We start from the raw sequence: 15,300 nt of genomic DNA, 5'->3' as shown, positions 1-15,300 counted from the left end.
GCATGGGCCTGTCGAGTGGGTTACGCGCCCGGGCGCCGATCGCCGTGATCGCGGCCGGTTGTGTCGCGGTGGTGGGCGTCGCGATCACTGGCGATGCGAAGCCGATGCCCGGTCTGGACTTGGTGCAGACCGGGCATTGGATCTACAACTCCGCGCTGGGTTCGGCGTTCCACATCGACGGTTCCGGTGAACAGGCCGACGCCCAGGTGTCGATACCGGGTCTCGAACCCGGCAGCAGAGTCGCGCAAGGCCCCACACACGGCTACGTGCTGCCGCCGTCGCGCGTCGTCGAATTCGGGAAATCGACGCTCTCGGTGGAGAAGACCACGCCCGCGCCCGCGAACGAATGGCCGGTCGCGGTGGAGACCAAGGGCGGACCCTACGGCGTGTACCGCCAGGCGGGTGTCGTGATCCGTCTCGGCAACGCCGCGGCGAGGATCGTGGTCGGCGGCAGGCTCGGCGACCCCGTCGCCACCGCCGACGGGCGGCTGTGGCTGCATCGGATCGACGACGGCCTGCTGTGCGAACTCGCGCCCGGCGCTGACCTTGTCTCTTGCCCGATCGCGATTCCGGGCCGGCACAAGGGTTCCCTGGCGCTCACCTCGGACGGGCCGGTTTTCGTCGACACCGACGACGACACGGTGCGGAAGGTTTCGACCACCGGGCTCGGCGATCCGGCCCGGCTCGGGGTGGACCTGCCGGACACCGCCGTCGTGGCGGCCAACGACGTCGAAGGGAAGCTGGCGATCCTGGACCGTCCCGGCGCGAAGCTGCACCTCGTCGGGCCGGCGGTGGCGCCGGTGAGTGTTCCGCTGCCACCCGGTGACTACGTGGGACTTGCCTCCTCCGGCTCCGTGGTCGCCTTGGTGGACAAGGGAAACCGCACGTTGACCACCTACGACGGCGTCGGCCGCAAGCGCGATGACAGGCCGATTCCCGGCGGCGCGGAGCATCCACCGGTCCGGGGCCAGGATTCCCGGGTGTACGTCGACGGTGCGGACGGCGCGCACGTCCTCGTGGTCGATCCCAGCGGGCAGGTGAACGACATCGCGGTGACCGGAGACCGGAAACCGGCCGAGACTCCCGTGCCCGTGAATCCTCCGCCGCAGGAAAAGCCCGACGACCGGTCCAGTACCGGCACGCCACCGCGGGCTCCGACGCAGAATGAGCCTGCCGGCCGGCCGGTCGCACCGGTCAAACCGAAACCCCAGCCGCCGGCACCTGTTCCCGCGAGTCCACCCGGCGCGCCCCGCTCGGTCGGCGCGACCCCGGGAGACGCCTCGGCGTCGGTGAAATGGGGAGCGGCCGCGGCCAACGGCGCCGCTGTCACCGGATACCGGATCACCTGGGCAGGTGGGGAGAAGACGGTCGGCGGGCGAGTTCTGGCCACGTCGATCACCGGTCTGGCCAACGGAACGGCCTACACTTTCACGGTTTCGGCGCTCAACCGCGTGGGGACGGGCCCCGGCGCCACCTCGGGTCCGGTGACGCCGCGAGCGAGCATCAAAGTCCCCGGCGCGCCGGTGGGCCTCCACGTCCGGATCAAGACCGGTGACACCGACGCGGACGTCACCTGGCGGGCCGCGGCGGCGAACGGCTCACCGGTCACGGCCTATCACGTGTCGTGGCGGCGGGCTGACGGATCGGGTGCCGGCTCCACGCGGGTCGCGGGAACGGCCAGGGCGCATCTCATCCGAGACATCGGGATCGAGCAGCCGTTCACCGTCACCGTGGTGGCCGAGAACTCCGCGGGCCGCGGCGCGGTCGCGACGGTCACGAAACCGCGTGGCGACGAACCGGCGGACCGGACCATCACGATTTCCCGAGGCGCCGACACGACAGCCACCGGCTGCTCCCCGCCTGCTTGCGCCTTCGTGCACATCGAGATGTCCGGCTTCACCCCCGGCAAGACGCTGACCATCACCTGCCACACCGACGACGGTGTTCACGGCAGCGAGACGAGACAGGTCGGTCCGGACGGGAAACTGTCGTTCGACGAATTCCCGCAGGGCACCGTCGGGCGCACCGTCTGGATCAGCGCGGAGAGCGTCCAATCGAAGAAACTGGTCTGGAAGTAACGAATGCGGCAAGCTCGCGGGTAGCCGCCGGAGAAAGGGACGGAAAGCAGTCTGGACCGTTCAGCTTTCGGCGCTCGGGGAATCTGCCCGATGGCGGGTGAGCACCGCGAGATAGTGCGGGTTGTACGTCAGACCGAGTACGTTCCCGAAGGGGTCGATCACCGACGCGCTGGCGAACCCGCCCTCGAGGAGGGTTTTCGGCTCGTGTTCGATGGCTCCCATGGCTTTGAGCCGCGTCAGTGCGGCGTCGATGTCGTCGACGTGCCAAGCCACGGCCGCCCCGCAGGTGCCGGAGGACGCTGGAGCGTAGCGACGGTCGAGAATGCCGAGTTCGTGCTCATAGTCACCCACGCGAAACTCGACGTAGGCCGGATTCTCGGTGTCTGGCCGGGAGAAGTAGGGCTGAATACCGAGCAACTCCGCGTACCACTTGGCAGCAGCCGGGACGTCGTCTGCGACATAACCGGCGGTGGCGAGTCCGCGTAACATGGGGCACCTCTTTCGAAGTGGACAACGTGGCGGATCGACTCTACGAAGGATTGAGGTCGCATTGTGTCCTGAATAGCGCTCGGCGTGCGCCGAGTGGCAGCCGTCCCGGAGCTGCTTGAAGTAGCCCGCCTGCGTGTTCAGCTTGGTCGCGTCGGCGCGCCAGTTCGTCCCGCAACGCGCCATGCCGACCGACGGCTATGCCGCGTCCCCCCGGGGTCAACGCCACGGCATGTGCTGTAGGCACCAGGTATTGCCGTCGGGGTCGGCGAAGTACGCGTAGAACACGCCGCCGAGGTCCTCGACCTCGCTGACCTCGACGCCGCGTTCGACGAGTTCGGCGCGGGACGCCTCGATGTCGGCGACCACCAGGTGCAGACCGCGCAGTGTTCCCGGAGGCATGTCGAGGGTGGGGAGGCCCTCGGCGAGGGTGATCGAGCATGCCGAACCGGGTGGGGTGAGCTGGACGATGCGGATACCGGGCTTCGGGTTGACGTCGACATCGAGACGGAACCCGAGCTGGTCCTGGTAGAAGGCTTTGGCCCGTTCGATATCGGTGACCGGCACGGGCACCAGTTCCAGCAACAGCGTGCCGGGCGGCACGGGTGGGTTGCCGGAATCCTTGGAGATCTCGTCGGCGGTGGCGGGTGTGTCGGTCATGGATGGTGCCTTTCGTCGATGAGGGTGGCGAGCAGGGCGGCAAGACCGTCGTATCCTTCGCCGGCGCCGCGTTCCATCGGGCTGCGCACGACCGCGTCGCGGATCTCGGACGAGGAATAGCGCACGGTGACGGTCATGGCGGTGCGTCCGTCCGTCTCGTCCAGAACGGTGATGACCAGCGCCTCACCGTCAGCCCAGTCACGGTGGATCTCGGTCTGTACGAGGCGCACCGGCGGCACGACCTCGCGGAACAGCCCGTGGAGTTCCATCTCGGCGCCGGCCGGGCCGGTGGAGACGAACCGCCAGGCACCGCCGGGGCGCGGGTCGACCTCACAGACGGTGAGCCGCCAGCCGCGGGCGCCGTGCCAGCGGCGGAGCAGTTCCGGTTGGGTGAGCGCGGCGAAGACCAGCGGCGCGGGAGCGGCGAATGTGCGGGTGAGAACGAGGTCGGTGGTCCCGGACGCGACGACCCGCAACCCGAGGCCGGGATGTGGAGAAGTCACTTTTCGCCGTTCTGCAGGTCGCCCAGCAGGGTATCCAGCCGCTGGTAGCTCGTTTCCCAGTAGTCGCGGTAGTCGGCCAGCCAGTCGGTGGCCGTCCTGAGCGGTTCGGCCACCAGCCGGCACGGACGGCGTTGCGCGTCGCGACTTCGACTGACCAGACCGGCTCGTTCAAGCACCCGCAGGTGTTTGGAGACGGCCGGCTGGCTCATCGCGAAGGGCGCGGCCAGCTCGGTGACCGTGGCGTCACCGGTCGCGAGCCGGGCCAGGATGGCCCGCCGGGTGGGGTCGGCCAGTGCCGCGAACGTCGCGTCCAGCGTGTCGCTTGCCACCATGTCGATAACCCTTCGGTTCGATAACCTGATGGTTTTATATGCGCTGGACTCCGGGTTTGTCAAGATCGCGAACGCTGGTCGTGCAGGACGCTGAGGTGGGGTGCGCAGTGGCTGTGATGGTGCTGGGGGTCTCGGCGCGCTCGGAGATGACCGGGGGAGCAGGCGCACCTTGGGACGAACCCGGTGGCGTCACGGCGGAATGGAAAACCCTGCACGAAAAGCACTTCGTCGACAGCTGTGTGTCGGGGAGACCGCAGCCGTCCTCGGTTACTTCCTGGTGCAGGCCGGTTCGGTGAACATGTCGTCGGACTCGCGGTGTGGCTGGACCTTCGCCTGGACCGTGGTGGTTCCGGCGTGTGCGAAGGTGACGGTGACGGGGATCGTCATGTCCAGTACGTCTTGGGTGAGTCCGTCGATCCGCAGGTAGTACGACTGTGCCGGTACTTCGGTGCGGCTGCCGGTGCCGGGACGAGCCCACGCGCGAGGATGGGCAGCCGGTCGACTTGTTCGGCGACGCCGTCACACGCGCGATCCCAATGGATCGCCGCCGATCGGGCGACCGGGCTGACCACTTCGGTGAGGGCGTCGTCTTCGCGCCCGTTGTTCACCAGCGTGAGCCGTACGGTGGCGTCCTGACCGGTTCTGAACTGGCCGGCGGGAGGCGGCATGACATAGGCGTTGAGGATGGACATCGGTCCGAGTTCCGCCGAAAATCCCAAGGTTTGCAAAGGTTTGTTCACCGCCGGCCGAGGTGCGGGCGGCAGGAGCGTGGTGCTCTGATGGGGAGCGGGCCGGTCGCTGGACGCACAGGAGGCCAGTATCAGCGTGCTGGCCAGGATCACTGTCTTCATGGTCTTCCAATTAGGACTTCCAGGACCGGGGCGGTCGTCGGTGGTGTGTTGCCGTGGCCAGCCAGAGCAGAAGCACGACGATGCCTGAGACGATGTCGCTGCTGGTGACCTGTGGCGCCGATATCCCGCTGTTGTAGCCGAGCACCATCGGCGCGGCGATGAGCCAGCCGCCGAGTGCCGCGCGGAGAAAGGCGAATCTTCGGCCGTTCGACGGCGCGACGATGCCGTGCGTGCCGAGCAGAATCAACGCGCAGCCGGTCAGGCCGTCGTTCCAGTATCCGTTGAAACCACCGCCTGTGTGACCGTGGTCGAGTGAGAACGGGGACAGCACCAGCCACAAACCGGTCAAGAAGGTCAGCGCGTCGATGATGGCGAAACCGAGACTGGTGCCGGTGTGTGTCTTCATCTCGGTTCGACCGAGGAACCATTGCTCCGTATCTGGTCATCCGCGAGTTCGTGGGCGCTCTTGGCTTGGGACCAGAACTCTTCCGCGCGGCGATTGGCTCCCCGCGCCCGCTCTACCGCCGCCTGCCAGGCCTTCGTGTTCCGGGCAAGACTGGTCAGTTCGCCACGTGCCTGAGCCGCGTTCGCGAGTTCGTCGTAGGCAAGAGCGTGGAAGTCGGCTACGCGGGCGAGGAGCAGTTCCTCGTGCCCGCCGTCCGCCCTGCGCTCGGCGGCGCGCCTGCGCACCCGCTCGGCGTCGTGCCGTAGACGGGCGACGTCACCGGCCACTCGATCGGTCGCCGGAATCCGGCAGGGGAGGGAAGTTTCGATCGTCACCGCGTCATCACCTCGTGCTTGATTTTTCGCCCTGTCAAAAAGCAGCTGCGACGATTCCGGTGTCGCAGTGCGTCACTGACCAGGTTGGCATGACCAGGGCATTCCTCAACTGACGAACTCCTTACGATCTCCGCGCGAAGAAACGGCGCGGATTACGTTCGCGTGTTCGGCATGGTGGATCATTCCGGGTGCCTCCGGAAAACCCAAAGGGCAAGAACCACGAGTCCGATGGAAGTGTCGCTGGTGGCCGCTTGTGGTGCGGGTGCGTGGAGGTGGTAGCCGAGCGCGTTCGGAGCGGTGATCAACCAGCCGCCGAGAATCAGGCGGAGCAGGCCGAGTGAGATTCCTTTCGGCGGGTCCACTATGGAGATCGCGCCGAGAAGAAGGAGCACTGCTCCCGACAGGCCATCACTCCAGTAGCCGTTGAATCCTGGCCCTGTGTTCGCGTGGTCGAGGAGGAAGAGCGAGAAGAGAAGCCATAGACCTGCCAGAGAGGTCAGTGCGTCGATGACCGTGAATTTCACTTCGTGCGTCAAAGATGGCGGCAGCTCCTCGCTCGGGGCCTCCTGGTGTTCGGTGCTGGACGCTTTCATGTTCAGCCTCGGTTCTCCTTCGCCGCGTGTGATTCCACTGTGACGCAGGTCGAGGCAGAAGCACCTGACGATCACCTTGCGCTTCGTGCGTTACCGCTTCAGCGCTCGAGCGGCGGCAAGCAAGCGATCGTCCAATGTGGACGCGCGTGGTGACGCTGGCCGGACGATCAGTTGCCGTCGGGTTCGCGCCACTCCAGGTTGGCGCCGAGTGCCGCGGTGAGGCGGGTGATCGTCTGGCGACTGGTCCGGTCATCGGCGTGCTCGGGGAGCCAGGCGCAGGCGAGGTAAGCGGCGGTGATGTCGGCGTTGGCGCAGGCGGCGGTCAGGCATTCCTCGATCTGGGCGAGGGAAGGCCCGGTGCCGGAGGGAAAACGCGCGCCGGGCAGCTGGGCTCCGTCGATGACGTCGATGTCGAGGTGGAGGTAGACAGGGATGGGGCCGAGCTGGTCGAGGGCGGAGGTGATCGCGGCAGGGTCGGCGGAAACGCGACGGACGTGGCTGACGGTGAGAGCGTCTCGCTCGGCGGGGTCGAGGTCGCGGGCGTCGGCGAGCACGACGCTGGTGTCGGGGACAGGGCGCAGGTCGAGTGTGTCGTCGAACAGGTCAGGCGTGCGGCCGGTCAGCATGGCCAGGGCCATGCCGCCGATATAGTCGCTGGTCGAAATGGCGGGGGTGTTGAAGTCGCCGTGGGCGTCCAGCCAGAGCACGGCCAGTTCGCGATGGCGGCGCTGCAGTCCGGCCACCACCGCACGCGAGGTGGGGCAGTCGCCGGAGAGCACCAGGGGCCTGGCGGCCTGCGTCACCGCGTCAAGGGCGGCCCTGTGCAGCAGGCTCATCCGGGTGGGGACGGGGCCGGCGGGGAGGGCTGGACGGACGGCCTGGGCCGCGGCGACGGGGATCGGGAAGGCGGGGATGTGCTCGTCGAGGTGCCAGGGCGTGACGATCAGATCCCAGGCGCCGTCGGTGCGGTGGTCAGTCACGAGGTGTCCCTCTCTCGTTCCGGTGGGCGAGCAGGTCGAGCAGCCGTCGCAGTTCGGCGGCGCCCGCTTGCAGGTGCGCGGTGAGTTCTGCTCTCGCTTGCTCCGGGCTGCCGTGCAACGCGTTCAGCAGCTGACGGTGGTCGTCCACGGTGCGGCCGAGTTCATGACGGGAGCGCTCGGCCAACGCCAGGGCGAGGCGCTGTTCTTGTTGGAGCTGCGCGTGGAAGCGGCGCAGCCGAGGGCTGCCGGTGGCCGCGACCAGGGTGGCGTGGAAGAGCCGGTCACCGTCCAGCGCGGCGGCGAAATCGCCGTGGACGAAGGCTTGTTCTATCCGATCGACCAACTCGGCGAGGCTCGCATAGATCTCCGGGTCCCGGCTCCTGGTCAGGGCGTCGGCGGCGTCGAGTTCCACGGCGGTGCGGGCGGCGTAGATGTCGGCGATATCCGGCCCGGTGATTTCCGCGACGACGATGCCGCGGTTCATCTGGTACCGGACCAGGCCCTCGCTTTCGAGCGTCCGCGCGGCCTCGCGGAGAGTACTGCGGGAGACGCCGAGTTCGGTGGCGAGGGCGGCCTCACGCAGCGGCGTGCCAGGCGGCAGCCGGCCGGACAAGATGGCGTGCCGGACGGCTTCGGCCGCCTGCTCGGTGGTGCTCTGCCGCTGGATGCTCGCACCCAAGCCGACGATCGGGTCTGTCACACCAAGAGATTGCCACATTGTCCGACAATTTGGCTAAGCGATTTCCAGCCCTGCAGTCACGTGGTTTCGCGTGATCAGATGGACGACACACGTGATCAGATGGACGACACGCGCACGCGGCCGGGCCGCCGCGTGTCGTCCAACTGATCACACGCGTCGTCCGCCCAATCACGCGAAGCTCCCCTTGGGGAGCGCGGTCAGTGCTCCGACTGGGGGCTTCGGCCCGAGGCTGCCAGGGCTTCGTCGACGGTGTGGTAGAGCCGGAGCACGATATCGAGGCCGGTGATTTCGATGGGCCGGATCACGGGACTGTTGGAATCCACCGCGATGCGCAGCGCTTTCCCTTGTCCTGCCGCGTAAGTGTCGGTGGTGACCAGGGTGGCGAGGCCGGCGGAGTCGAGAAAGTCCACTGTGGTCAGATCCAGCACGCAGGTATCGGCGGCGTCGTCGAGAGCGGAGATGACGGCCGCGTGCAGTGACGGGGCGGCCTCGGTGTCGACTTCGCCGGTCACCGTGACCACCACGTTCCCGTTCACGAAGTGGCTGACGATATCCAGGTCGGGCGGTGGTGGCTCGGCCTGGCACGGTTGGCTCACAGCCGTCCACGGTACCGGACCGGCGACGCCGGGAAAGGCGACGCCGGTCCGGATTCCGCCTGTTCCGGTGCGGGGCACGGGCTAGTCCTCGTTGTGCCAGGTCCGGGCCGCGGAAAGATGCGGCGCGTGATTTCCCTCGCGGTTCAACGCGAGCTCGACCCACACGGTCTTGTGATCGGCGTGGTTCCGGACGCCCCAGGCGGAGGCGAGCCGGTCGATCAGCATCAGACCACGCCCGCCGGAACCGTCCGGCGTCCGCCGCCGCGGTTGACGCGGCGAAGCGTCGTCGACCTCGATCCGCAGGCTCCCTCGATGCGTGAGTTCGAGGCGGCAGGCGCGTGGCGCCTCACCGTGCTGGTGGGCGTTGCTGACCAGCTCGTCGGCCACCAGCACCGCGTCGTCCACCGCGAGCCCCCGGTAGCGCCCCAGCGCCTGGCGGACACCATGCCGGACTTCCCTGGTGGCGGTCGTGTCCAGGTCGTAGGTCACGACGCCGGGATTCGGCTCGTTGCGCTCAGTTATCCCCGGCTGTATTGACATCCGTCCCACCCGCCTCGTTTAGACGTTGACTGGAAACATCGCGCAGTGAATCCAGTACCCCGTGGTGGGCAAAGGCAAACTCCACGGTCGGTGCCGGACGTTCGATCGACGGGGCCGCTTGAGTGCGAATCGTTGCCTGCCAACGGTTTCGTGACCGGACTCGGCGCTACGGTCCGCGCTTGATCGCGATGACGACGGTGTCGTCGGCGTGCAGCACGATGTCGTGCATCTCGGCGGCGAGTGCTCCGGGGATCGCCGCTGTGGGTCCGGCGGCGTGGCGGTGTGCCGCGGCCAGAAGCCGGGCTTCGCCTTCCTGATGGTTTTTGCGGCTTTCGGTCAAGCCGTCGGTGTACAGCAGGAGCAGATCGCCCGCGGCGAGGGTGCGGTCGACCAGGCTGCCGGTGCCGGGGTCGGGGAATCCGACGCCCCTTCCGACCCGGGAGGGCACCAGGAGTTCGGTGCCGCCCGCGGCGGTGACGAGGACCGGGCGTGGATGGCTGCCGTTGGCGATGGTGAGGTCGCCGGTGGTGGGATCGAGCCGCACCAGCAGCACGGTCGCCATCAGGTCGGGTTCTATCGTCGCCAGCGTGCGGGCGGCGCGGGCGATCAGATCGTGAAGGGGATGGCCTTCCAGCGCCAGGGTGCGGATGGCGTGGGTGACGGTCAGCGCGTGCCGGGTCGAGGTGACGCCGTGGCCGACGGCGTCGACGAGGGTGATGTGCACCTTCCCGTCGGGCAGCACGAACCAGTCGTAGAGGTCGCCGCCGGTGGGGGAGTCCGGGTCGCTGGGCGCGTAGTGCACGGCCAGTTCGAAGGCGTCCACGTGGGGTGGCGGCGGGCGCAGCGCGTCTTCGAGTTCGCGGAAGATCACCGCGTGGGCTTGCCGGAGCCGTTCGTCCCGCTCCTCGAGTTCGACGTACATGGCGAGGACGCCGCTGTTGGTTTCCGCGAGTTCGTGTTTGAGTTCGCGCAGTTCCTGGGTGACCGCGTCGGCGCGGGCGATCAGGGTGAGCATTTCCTCGCGGGTGGCCAGTTCGTCGTCCGCGGGAACGGTCGCCGCGTCGTGGACGGCGGGAAGATACCAGGTCAGGATCGCGCCGTCACCGGCGTCGGGCAGCAGAGGCAGGGCGTTGCGGTCGTCTTGCCCGACCGGTTCGGCCAGCCGGAGGGTGACGGCGAGCCTGCCGTCACCCGAGTGAGTCGACAACTCGGGTGGCCGCCCCGCGTGCTCGGCGAGCAGGGTGACCGCGAGGACCAGTTTGGCGCGGTCGTCGGCGGCGACGCCCGCGGCGGCGCAGGCCTCGCGAAGGCGGTGGCGCAGCCGGGCGATGGGGGAATGGGTCATGGCGTGCCGGTTCCGGACCCGACCGCGATCAGCGTGGCGTCGTCGTGGGGGTCGCGGTACCGGTGGGCCAAATCGGCGGCGAGGAGTGCCGGGACCGGTAACGGGCCGAGAGGTGCGGCGCCGCGCCAGCCGGTGCCGATTCCGTCGGTGTGCAGGACGACGAGGTGGTGCTCCGGCAGGTCCACGGTCCGGACGTGGGCGTCCGGCAGGGTGAATCCGACGATGCCGGGCATGCTGAGCAACGGCCGGCTCTGCCCCGGCGTCAACACCAGGCCGCCGATGTTCCCGACACCGCAGAATTCGAGCAGCCCACCGGAGATCCGGGCCAGCGCGACCGCTGCGCCGCGGGTCTGCCGGAGTGTCCGGTGCATGGTGGTCAGGTGGTCGCGGAGGGGGCGGCCCGGGTTGCGGCTGAAGAGGTCGATCGCGGTCTCCGCCGCGTCGGCGGCATCGGGGCCGTGGCCGAGACCGTCCACGACGGCGATGATCCGGGCACCGGGCAGGGAGGCGAGCGCCAGGCCGTCACCGCACCGGTCCTCACCTTCGCGCGCCAGGCGGACGTGCGCGACGGGCGTTGGGTTCGTGCCGGTGACCAGTGTCCGTGCCGCCGCGGTGGTGCCCGAGCCCGCCGCCGACCGGATCCGGAACTCGGTGGCGAGCCTGCCGACGGCGCCGAGACCCGTGCCGAGCGTCGCGGTCGTGCTGTGCCCGTCGATGCGCCAGTAGTCCAGATCGGCCATGCCCGGCCCCGAGTCCGCGGCGTAGATGTCCACGCCGTCCCCGGCGAGCGAGCTTTGGATGAAGACCGTGCCGTCGGTGGCGTGTTTGTCGATGTTGCCCGCCAGTTCGGAGGCGATGACCGCCGCGCGTTCGGCCAGCACCTCGGGCAGCCCCGTTTCCGCCGCGACTTCCCGAGCGGCGCGCGCCGCCGTGTACACCGCGCTGATGTGGTCGATGCGGATCTGGCGGGTGAGTTCCGCGAGGGTGACGGTCATGGTTTCCAGCGCACGATCGTGACCGTGGTGCCGCGGCCGGGAACGGTGTCGATGGTGAACTCGTCGACCAACCTGCGGGTTCCGCCGAGACCGTGCCCGAGGCCGGCGCCGGTACTGAAGCCGTCGGTCATGGCCAGTTCGACGTCGGCGATTCCGGGACCCTCGTCGCGCACGGCCAGTCTGAGGCCCACTCGTCCCCGCCCGTCTCGCGCGACGGTGATCGTCATCGCCCCGCCGCCACCGTGGATGTAGGCGTTGCGGGCCAGTTCGCTGGCGGCGGTGACGATCTTGGTCTGGTCGACGAGGGTGAAGCCCACCGCGACCGCACCCGCGCGCGCGGCGTGGCGGGCGGTGAGGAGATCTTCCTCGGCGCGGATGGCGTGTTCCCGTGCCGGAATGTCCTGCCCGGGGCCGGTGAGTTCGTCAGGAAGCATGAGGCGCCTCTTCGGCGGCCTCGCCCGCACGGCGCCATCCCAGCAGTTCCATGGCCTGTTCGGCGTTGAGCGCGGTCTGGACACCGGTGAGCCGCAGGCCGAGTTCGGACAGGGTGATCGCGACGGCGGGGCGCATGCCGGCGACGATCATCCGCGCGCCGAGCAGACGCCCGGTGGCGGCCAGCTGCATCAGCACCCTGGCGACGAAGGAATCGATGATCTCCAGCCGGGAGATGTCGAGGACGACGCCGCGGATCCCTTCGTCGGCGATGCGCGCGGTGAGTTCGTCGGTGAACCGCAACGCGGTCGTGTCGTCCAGGTCGGCCAGCAGCCCGCTGAGCAGGATGTCACCGAGCCGCAGGATCGGCAGCCCCGCGTCGGTGGTCACCCGGTCACCGCGCCGGCGCGGTGACCGAGCAGCTCCAGCGCGGTGGCCAGTGCGTCGGCCAGCGAGCCGCGGGTCACGATGTGGGAGAGATCGATGCCGAGCTGCGTGACGGTCTGCGCGATCGACGGACGGACACCGCTGATCAGGCATTCGGCGCCCATGAGCCGTACGGCGCTGACCGTTTGCAGCAGATGCTGCGCCACCGCGGTGTCCACTGTGGACACGCCGGTGATGTCGATGATCGCCACGCGGGCTTCGTGGGCCTGGATGGCCTCCAGGAGGCTGTTCATCACGACCTGGGTGCGGGCGCTGTCGAGGGTGCCGATCAGGGGTACGGCCAGTACCTGCCGCCACAGCCGCACCACCGGCGTGGACAGCTCCAGCATCTGCTGGTGTTGGCGCCGGATGATCTCCTCGCGTCCCTCGACGTAGACCGAGAAGGTGAGCAAGCCCGCGGCGTCCAGGAGCTGGTTGACTTGCAACGACGCCTGATAGCGCACCGCCGGGTCCTCGCAGTGGCGTTCGAGCGCGCTCAGGGTGGTGCGCTTCAGCGCCAGGATCGCCGTGGCCGTGACGGCGGGTGCGGTACCCGCGCGAGCACGCCGTTCGGAGAGCCCGCGCAGGGCGGAGCGGACCGCTTGATCGCGCTCTATGAGCTGTGCCGACGGCAACTCGGTCTCGAGCGCGTCACGGAGGGCCCCGAGCAATTCGGTCGCCTCGCGTCGCAGCGCGGGCTCGTCGAGCTGACCCGGCGTGTCGGTCAGCTGCCATCGGACCCAGTCGTCGACCAGTCCGTCCTGGTCTTCACCGAAGATCCGCGACAGCAAGTCCCGGACGGCGGAGTCGTCCGTCCTCAGCACCGAGGCCTCCCAGAGCTCAGGTCGCCTCCTGCTGATGAGAGCGACTGTTGTCATATGACAATAGTTAGCCTACTGGAGAGAGCCTGGTAGGTCACACCCGGATCTAGCCGGCCGCCGCCTCGCGGAATTCCCGCAGGCCCGTGGCGAGCGCCTCCCTGGTTTCGGGGGTGAGTTTCGCCAGCACCGCTTGCAGGCTTTCGCGCCGACGGGCCCGCAGGTCCGCCAGATACGCGTGGCCGCGGTCACTGAGCCGCAGCTTGATCTCCCGGCGGCTGGCCGAGCTGGGCAGCCGTTCGAGGAATCCGACCGCTTCCAGCCGGTCGCACAGGCGGCTCACCAGCGGCGGAGTGGAGCCGAGCACCTCGGCGAGGGCGCGCAGGTTGAGGCCGTCGTGGTGATCGAGTGCCACGACGGCGCGTACCTGGGACGTCGACAGCGGACGCGGTGACGCCTCGCGAGCCCGCTCGAACATGATCTCGAGCAGCTCGGCCGTCTCGGTCACGGCCGCCGCCACCGTCTCGGTGCCGGGCGGCTCGGGGGACCGGTTCACAGACCCACTCTCGCATCCTTATGCTGAACTGTCAGCTCAGCTCACCGCGGCACGTCCTGCGACCGGTCCGACGGAGCGGTGCGGACTGATCCCCGTGTGCTCGATCCGAGACACCGGGTTCCGGGGTGAGCGGGAGGCGAACGCGGTGGACAGATCCTTAGCAGTCGAACGGGTCCTGCGCGGCGTCCAGCCTCATGCGCTGCTCGACGGGCTGCGCGCGGCGTTGAGGGAGCATTTCGGCGCCGGTGCCGTCGAACTGCTGATGGCCGACTACAGCTTGACGGAATTACGGCGAGTGACCGTCCTGCCGTACACGACCGAGCCGATGCCGGTGGACGGCACCGCGGCGGGCGAAGCCTTCACCACCCAACGGGCGACGTTCGAACCCGCCGAAGACGGCATCCGTGCCCACCTCCCGGTGACCGTGCGCGGCGACCGGCTCGGTGTCCTTGCCGTCACGCTGCCCGAAGAGCCGGAACCGCCGGTGTGGGCCGAGCTCAGCCGATTCGCCGAGGCGCTCGGGCACGAGGTCTTCGTCGCCGACCGCGACACCGACCTGTACGTGCAGGCCCGCCGCTCGTCACGGCTGACGCTCGCCGCGGAGATGCAGTGGCAGCTGCTGCCCGGCCGCGCGTGCAGCCGTCCCGAATTCGCGCTCGGCGGCCAGCTGGAACCCGCCTACGCCATCTACGGCGACTGCTTCGACTGGTCGGCCTCCGCCCGCACCTTGACGGTCACGCTGGTCAACGGCATGGGCGAAGGCAGCAGCGCCGCCCTGCTGACCAACCTCGCCGTCAACGCGTTGCGCAACGCCCGCCGCGCCGGTATTTCCCTGGACACACAGGCGGAACTCGCCGACCAAGCCATCTATGCCCAGCACCGCGGCCAAGAACACGTCGCCACGCTCCTGTTGGAGTTCGACCTCACCACCGGTGAGATCACCGCGGTCGACGCGGGTTCTCCCCGTTTGTGGCGGTTCCGAGACGGCAAAGTCGAACGTGTCCATTTCGACGAACAGCTTCCGCTGGGCACGTTCGAAGACACCCAATACACCGCCGAAACCCTGCACGCGTTGCCGGGTGACCGGTTCGTCTTCGTCAGCGACGGCGTGTACAACGCGGCCGGACCGCACGGGGAACTCTACGGCGACCGCGAACTCACGCAGGCAGTTCTCGTGACCGCGGATCTGCCCGCGGCCCATGTTCCGAGCGCCGTCCTCGCCGAACTGCACGACCGCCGCGACGGCGGGCTGGCCGCGGACGACGCCATGGTCGTCTGCCTCGACTGGTTCGGCTCGAATCCCAGCACCGACCGCGAATCCGACATCGCCTCCACGATCACCGACGACACCGCGGTGTGATTGCTCCGGGGTGGCTGTATCGAGGGGTCACCAAGGAGCCTGGCACGGACTTGACCGTCCACAAGGGACGCCCGCCGGGCAACAGTGTCCATTCGGGTATTTTGCGCGGGGGTCGTGAGTGGTAATGGTCGTTCTAACCGTCTGTCTGAGTTCAGGACATCGTGAACAGTCGATGTTTCAGGACATCGTGAACACTGACCGGCCTGTCGGCGTGGTGACCAGGGTGTTCGTTGTGATCATCCGACGATGGGCAGTACAGGGTTTTCGAT

20 protein-coding genes are annotated in these 15,300 nt (G+C 68.5%); 2 read left to right on the top strand and 18 right to left on the bottom strand.

The window, feature by feature from the left end; all coding sequences use genetic code 11:
- The first annotated feature begins 2 nt into the window (after positions 1 to 2).
- Positions 3 to 2,078 carry a fibronectin type III domain-containing protein gene (locus ACLJQ7_RS42055; RefSeq protein ID WP_410653772.1) on the top strand — a complete coding sequence of 692 codons (2,076 nt, stop codon included), beginning with the start codon at positions 3 to 5 and terminating at the stop codon, positions 2,076 to 2,078.
- Positions 2,079 to 2,138: 60 nt separating this feature from the next.
- On the opposite strand, the gene ACLJQ7_RS42050 is transcribed toward ACLJQ7_RS42055, so the two are convergent.
- The 18 genes from ACLJQ7_RS42050 to ACLJQ7_RS41965 form a co-directional block, all read right to left on the bottom strand.
- Complete coding sequence (locus tag ACLJQ7_RS42050) at positions 2,139 to 2,567, bottom strand: VOC family protein (RefSeq protein ID WP_410653771.1); 429 nt, start codon at positions 2,565 to 2,567, stop codon at positions 2,139 to 2,141.
- A 216-nt stretch (positions 2,568 to 2,783) separates the two neighbouring features.
- Positions 2,784 to 3,224: a VOC family protein gene (locus ACLJQ7_RS42045; protein WP_410653770.1), complete on the bottom strand. Its 441-nt coding sequence runs from the start codon at positions 3,222 to 3,224 to the stop codon at positions 2,784 to 2,786.
- The gene (locus ACLJQ7_RS42040; protein WP_410653769.1) at positions 3,221 to 3,727 is read right to left on the bottom strand and encodes an SRPBCC family protein; all 507 of its coding nucleotides are present in this window, start codon (positions 3,725 to 3,727) and stop codon (positions 3,221 to 3,223) included. The genes ACLJQ7_RS42045 and ACLJQ7_RS42040 overlap by 4 nt, the downstream gene beginning before the upstream one ends.
- Positions 3,724 to 4,056, bottom strand: a complete 333-nt coding sequence (locus ACLJQ7_RS42035) for an ArsR/SmtB family transcription factor (RefSeq protein ID WP_410653795.1) — start codon at positions 4,054 to 4,056, stop codon at positions 3,724 to 3,726. Before ACLJQ7_RS42035 ends, ACLJQ7_RS42040 begins: the two co-directional genes overlap by 4 nt.
- Positions 4,057 to 4,442: 386 nt before the next feature.
- The gene (locus ACLJQ7_RS42030) at positions 4,443 to 4,901 is read right to left on the bottom strand and encodes a hypothetical protein (protein WP_410653768.1); all 459 of its coding nucleotides are present in this window, start codon (positions 4,899 to 4,901) and stop codon (positions 4,443 to 4,445) included.
- Positions 4,902 to 4,920: 19 nt separating this feature from the next.
- The gene (locus ACLJQ7_RS42025) at positions 4,921 to 5,316 is read right to left on the bottom strand and encodes a hypothetical protein (protein WP_410653767.1); all 396 of its coding nucleotides are present in this window, start codon (positions 5,314 to 5,316) and stop codon (positions 4,921 to 4,923) included.
- Entirely contained in the window at positions 5,313 to 5,690 is a 378-nt protein-coding gene (locus tag ACLJQ7_RS42020) for a hypothetical protein (protein WP_410653766.1), read from the bottom strand. Before ACLJQ7_RS42020 ends, ACLJQ7_RS42025 begins: the two co-directional genes overlap by 4 nt.
- A gap of 179 nt (positions 5,691 to 5,869) precedes the next feature.
- Positions 5,870 to 6,283: a hypothetical protein gene (locus ACLJQ7_RS42015; RefSeq protein WP_410653765.1), complete on the bottom strand. Its 414-nt coding sequence runs from the start codon at positions 6,281 to 6,283 to the stop codon at positions 5,870 to 5,872.
- Positions 6,284 to 6,450: 167 nt separating this feature from the next.
- On the bottom strand, positions 6,451 to 7,263 hold the full coding sequence (locus ACLJQ7_RS42010; RefSeq protein WP_410653764.1) for an arginase family protein: 813 nt from the start codon (positions 7,261 to 7,263) through the stop codon (positions 6,451 to 6,453).
- The gene (locus tag ACLJQ7_RS42005) at positions 7,256 to 7,963 is read right to left on the bottom strand and encodes a GntR family transcriptional regulator (protein WP_410653763.1); all 708 of its coding nucleotides are present in this window, start codon (positions 7,961 to 7,963) and stop codon (positions 7,256 to 7,258) included. The genes ACLJQ7_RS42010 and ACLJQ7_RS42005 overlap by 8 nt, the downstream gene beginning before the upstream one ends.
- Positions 7,964 to 8,160: 197 nt before the next feature.
- Positions 8,161 to 8,559, bottom strand: a complete 399-nt coding sequence (locus ACLJQ7_RS42000; protein WP_410653762.1) for an STAS domain-containing protein — start codon at positions 8,557 to 8,559, stop codon at positions 8,161 to 8,163.
- 81 nt (positions 8,560 to 8,640) lie between these two features.
- Entirely contained in the window at positions 8,641 to 9,099 is a 459-nt protein-coding gene (locus ACLJQ7_RS41995) for an ATP-binding protein (protein WP_410653761.1), read from the bottom strand.
- 166 nt (positions 9,100 to 9,265) lie between these two features.
- Positions 9,266 to 10,444 (bottom strand): PP2C family protein-serine/threonine phosphatase, encoded by a 1,179-nt coding sequence (locus ACLJQ7_RS41990; protein WP_410653760.1) that lies wholly within the window; start codon positions 10,442 to 10,444, stop codon positions 9,266 to 9,268.
- Positions 10,441 to 11,439 carry an ATP-binding protein gene (locus tag ACLJQ7_RS41985; protein ID WP_410653759.1) on the bottom strand — a complete coding sequence of 333 codons (999 nt, stop codon included), beginning with the start codon at positions 11,437 to 11,439 and terminating at the stop codon, positions 10,441 to 10,443. Before ACLJQ7_RS41985 ends, ACLJQ7_RS41990 begins: the two co-directional genes overlap by 4 nt.
- Positions 11,436 to 11,873 carry an ATP-binding protein gene (locus ACLJQ7_RS41980; RefSeq protein WP_410653758.1) on the bottom strand — a complete coding sequence of 146 codons (438 nt, stop codon included), beginning with the start codon at positions 11,871 to 11,873 and terminating at the stop codon, positions 11,436 to 11,438. The genes ACLJQ7_RS41985 and ACLJQ7_RS41980 overlap by 4 nt, the downstream gene beginning before the upstream one ends.
- Positions 11,863 to 12,261: an STAS domain-containing protein gene (locus ACLJQ7_RS41975; protein ID WP_410653757.1), complete on the bottom strand. Its 399-nt coding sequence runs from the start codon at positions 12,259 to 12,261 to the stop codon at positions 11,863 to 11,865. The genes ACLJQ7_RS41980 and ACLJQ7_RS41975 overlap by 11 nt, the downstream gene beginning before the upstream one ends.
- Positions 12,258 to 13,121: an STAS domain-containing protein gene (locus tag ACLJQ7_RS41970; RefSeq protein ID WP_410653756.1), complete on the bottom strand. Its 864-nt coding sequence runs from the start codon at positions 13,119 to 13,121 to the stop codon at positions 12,258 to 12,260. Before ACLJQ7_RS41970 ends, ACLJQ7_RS41975 begins: the two co-directional genes overlap by 4 nt.
- Before the next feature lie 103 nt (positions 13,122 to 13,224).
- Positions 13,225 to 13,671, bottom strand: a complete 447-nt coding sequence (locus tag ACLJQ7_RS41965) for a MarR family winged helix-turn-helix transcriptional regulator (RefSeq protein WP_410653755.1) — start codon at positions 13,669 to 13,671, stop codon at positions 13,225 to 13,227.
- A gap of 145 nt (positions 13,672 to 13,816) precedes the next feature.
- Between ACLJQ7_RS41965 and ACLJQ7_RS41960 the strand changes: the two genes are divergently transcribed.
- Positions 13,817 to 15,031 carry a PP2C family protein-serine/threonine phosphatase gene (locus tag ACLJQ7_RS41960; RefSeq protein WP_410653754.1) on the top strand — a complete coding sequence of 405 codons (1,215 nt, stop codon included), beginning with the start codon at positions 13,817 to 13,819 and terminating at the stop codon, positions 15,029 to 15,031.
- Positions 15,032 to 15,300: the final 269 nt, after the last annotated feature.

Source organism: Amycolatopsis sp. cmx-4-54 (genome assembly GCF_046548895.1).
In the GTDB taxonomy this organism is placed as follows: Bacteria; Actinomycetota; Actinomycetes; order Mycobacteriales; family Pseudonocardiaceae; genus Amycolatopsis.
This window is presented reverse-complemented; position numbering and strand designations above follow the sequence as displayed.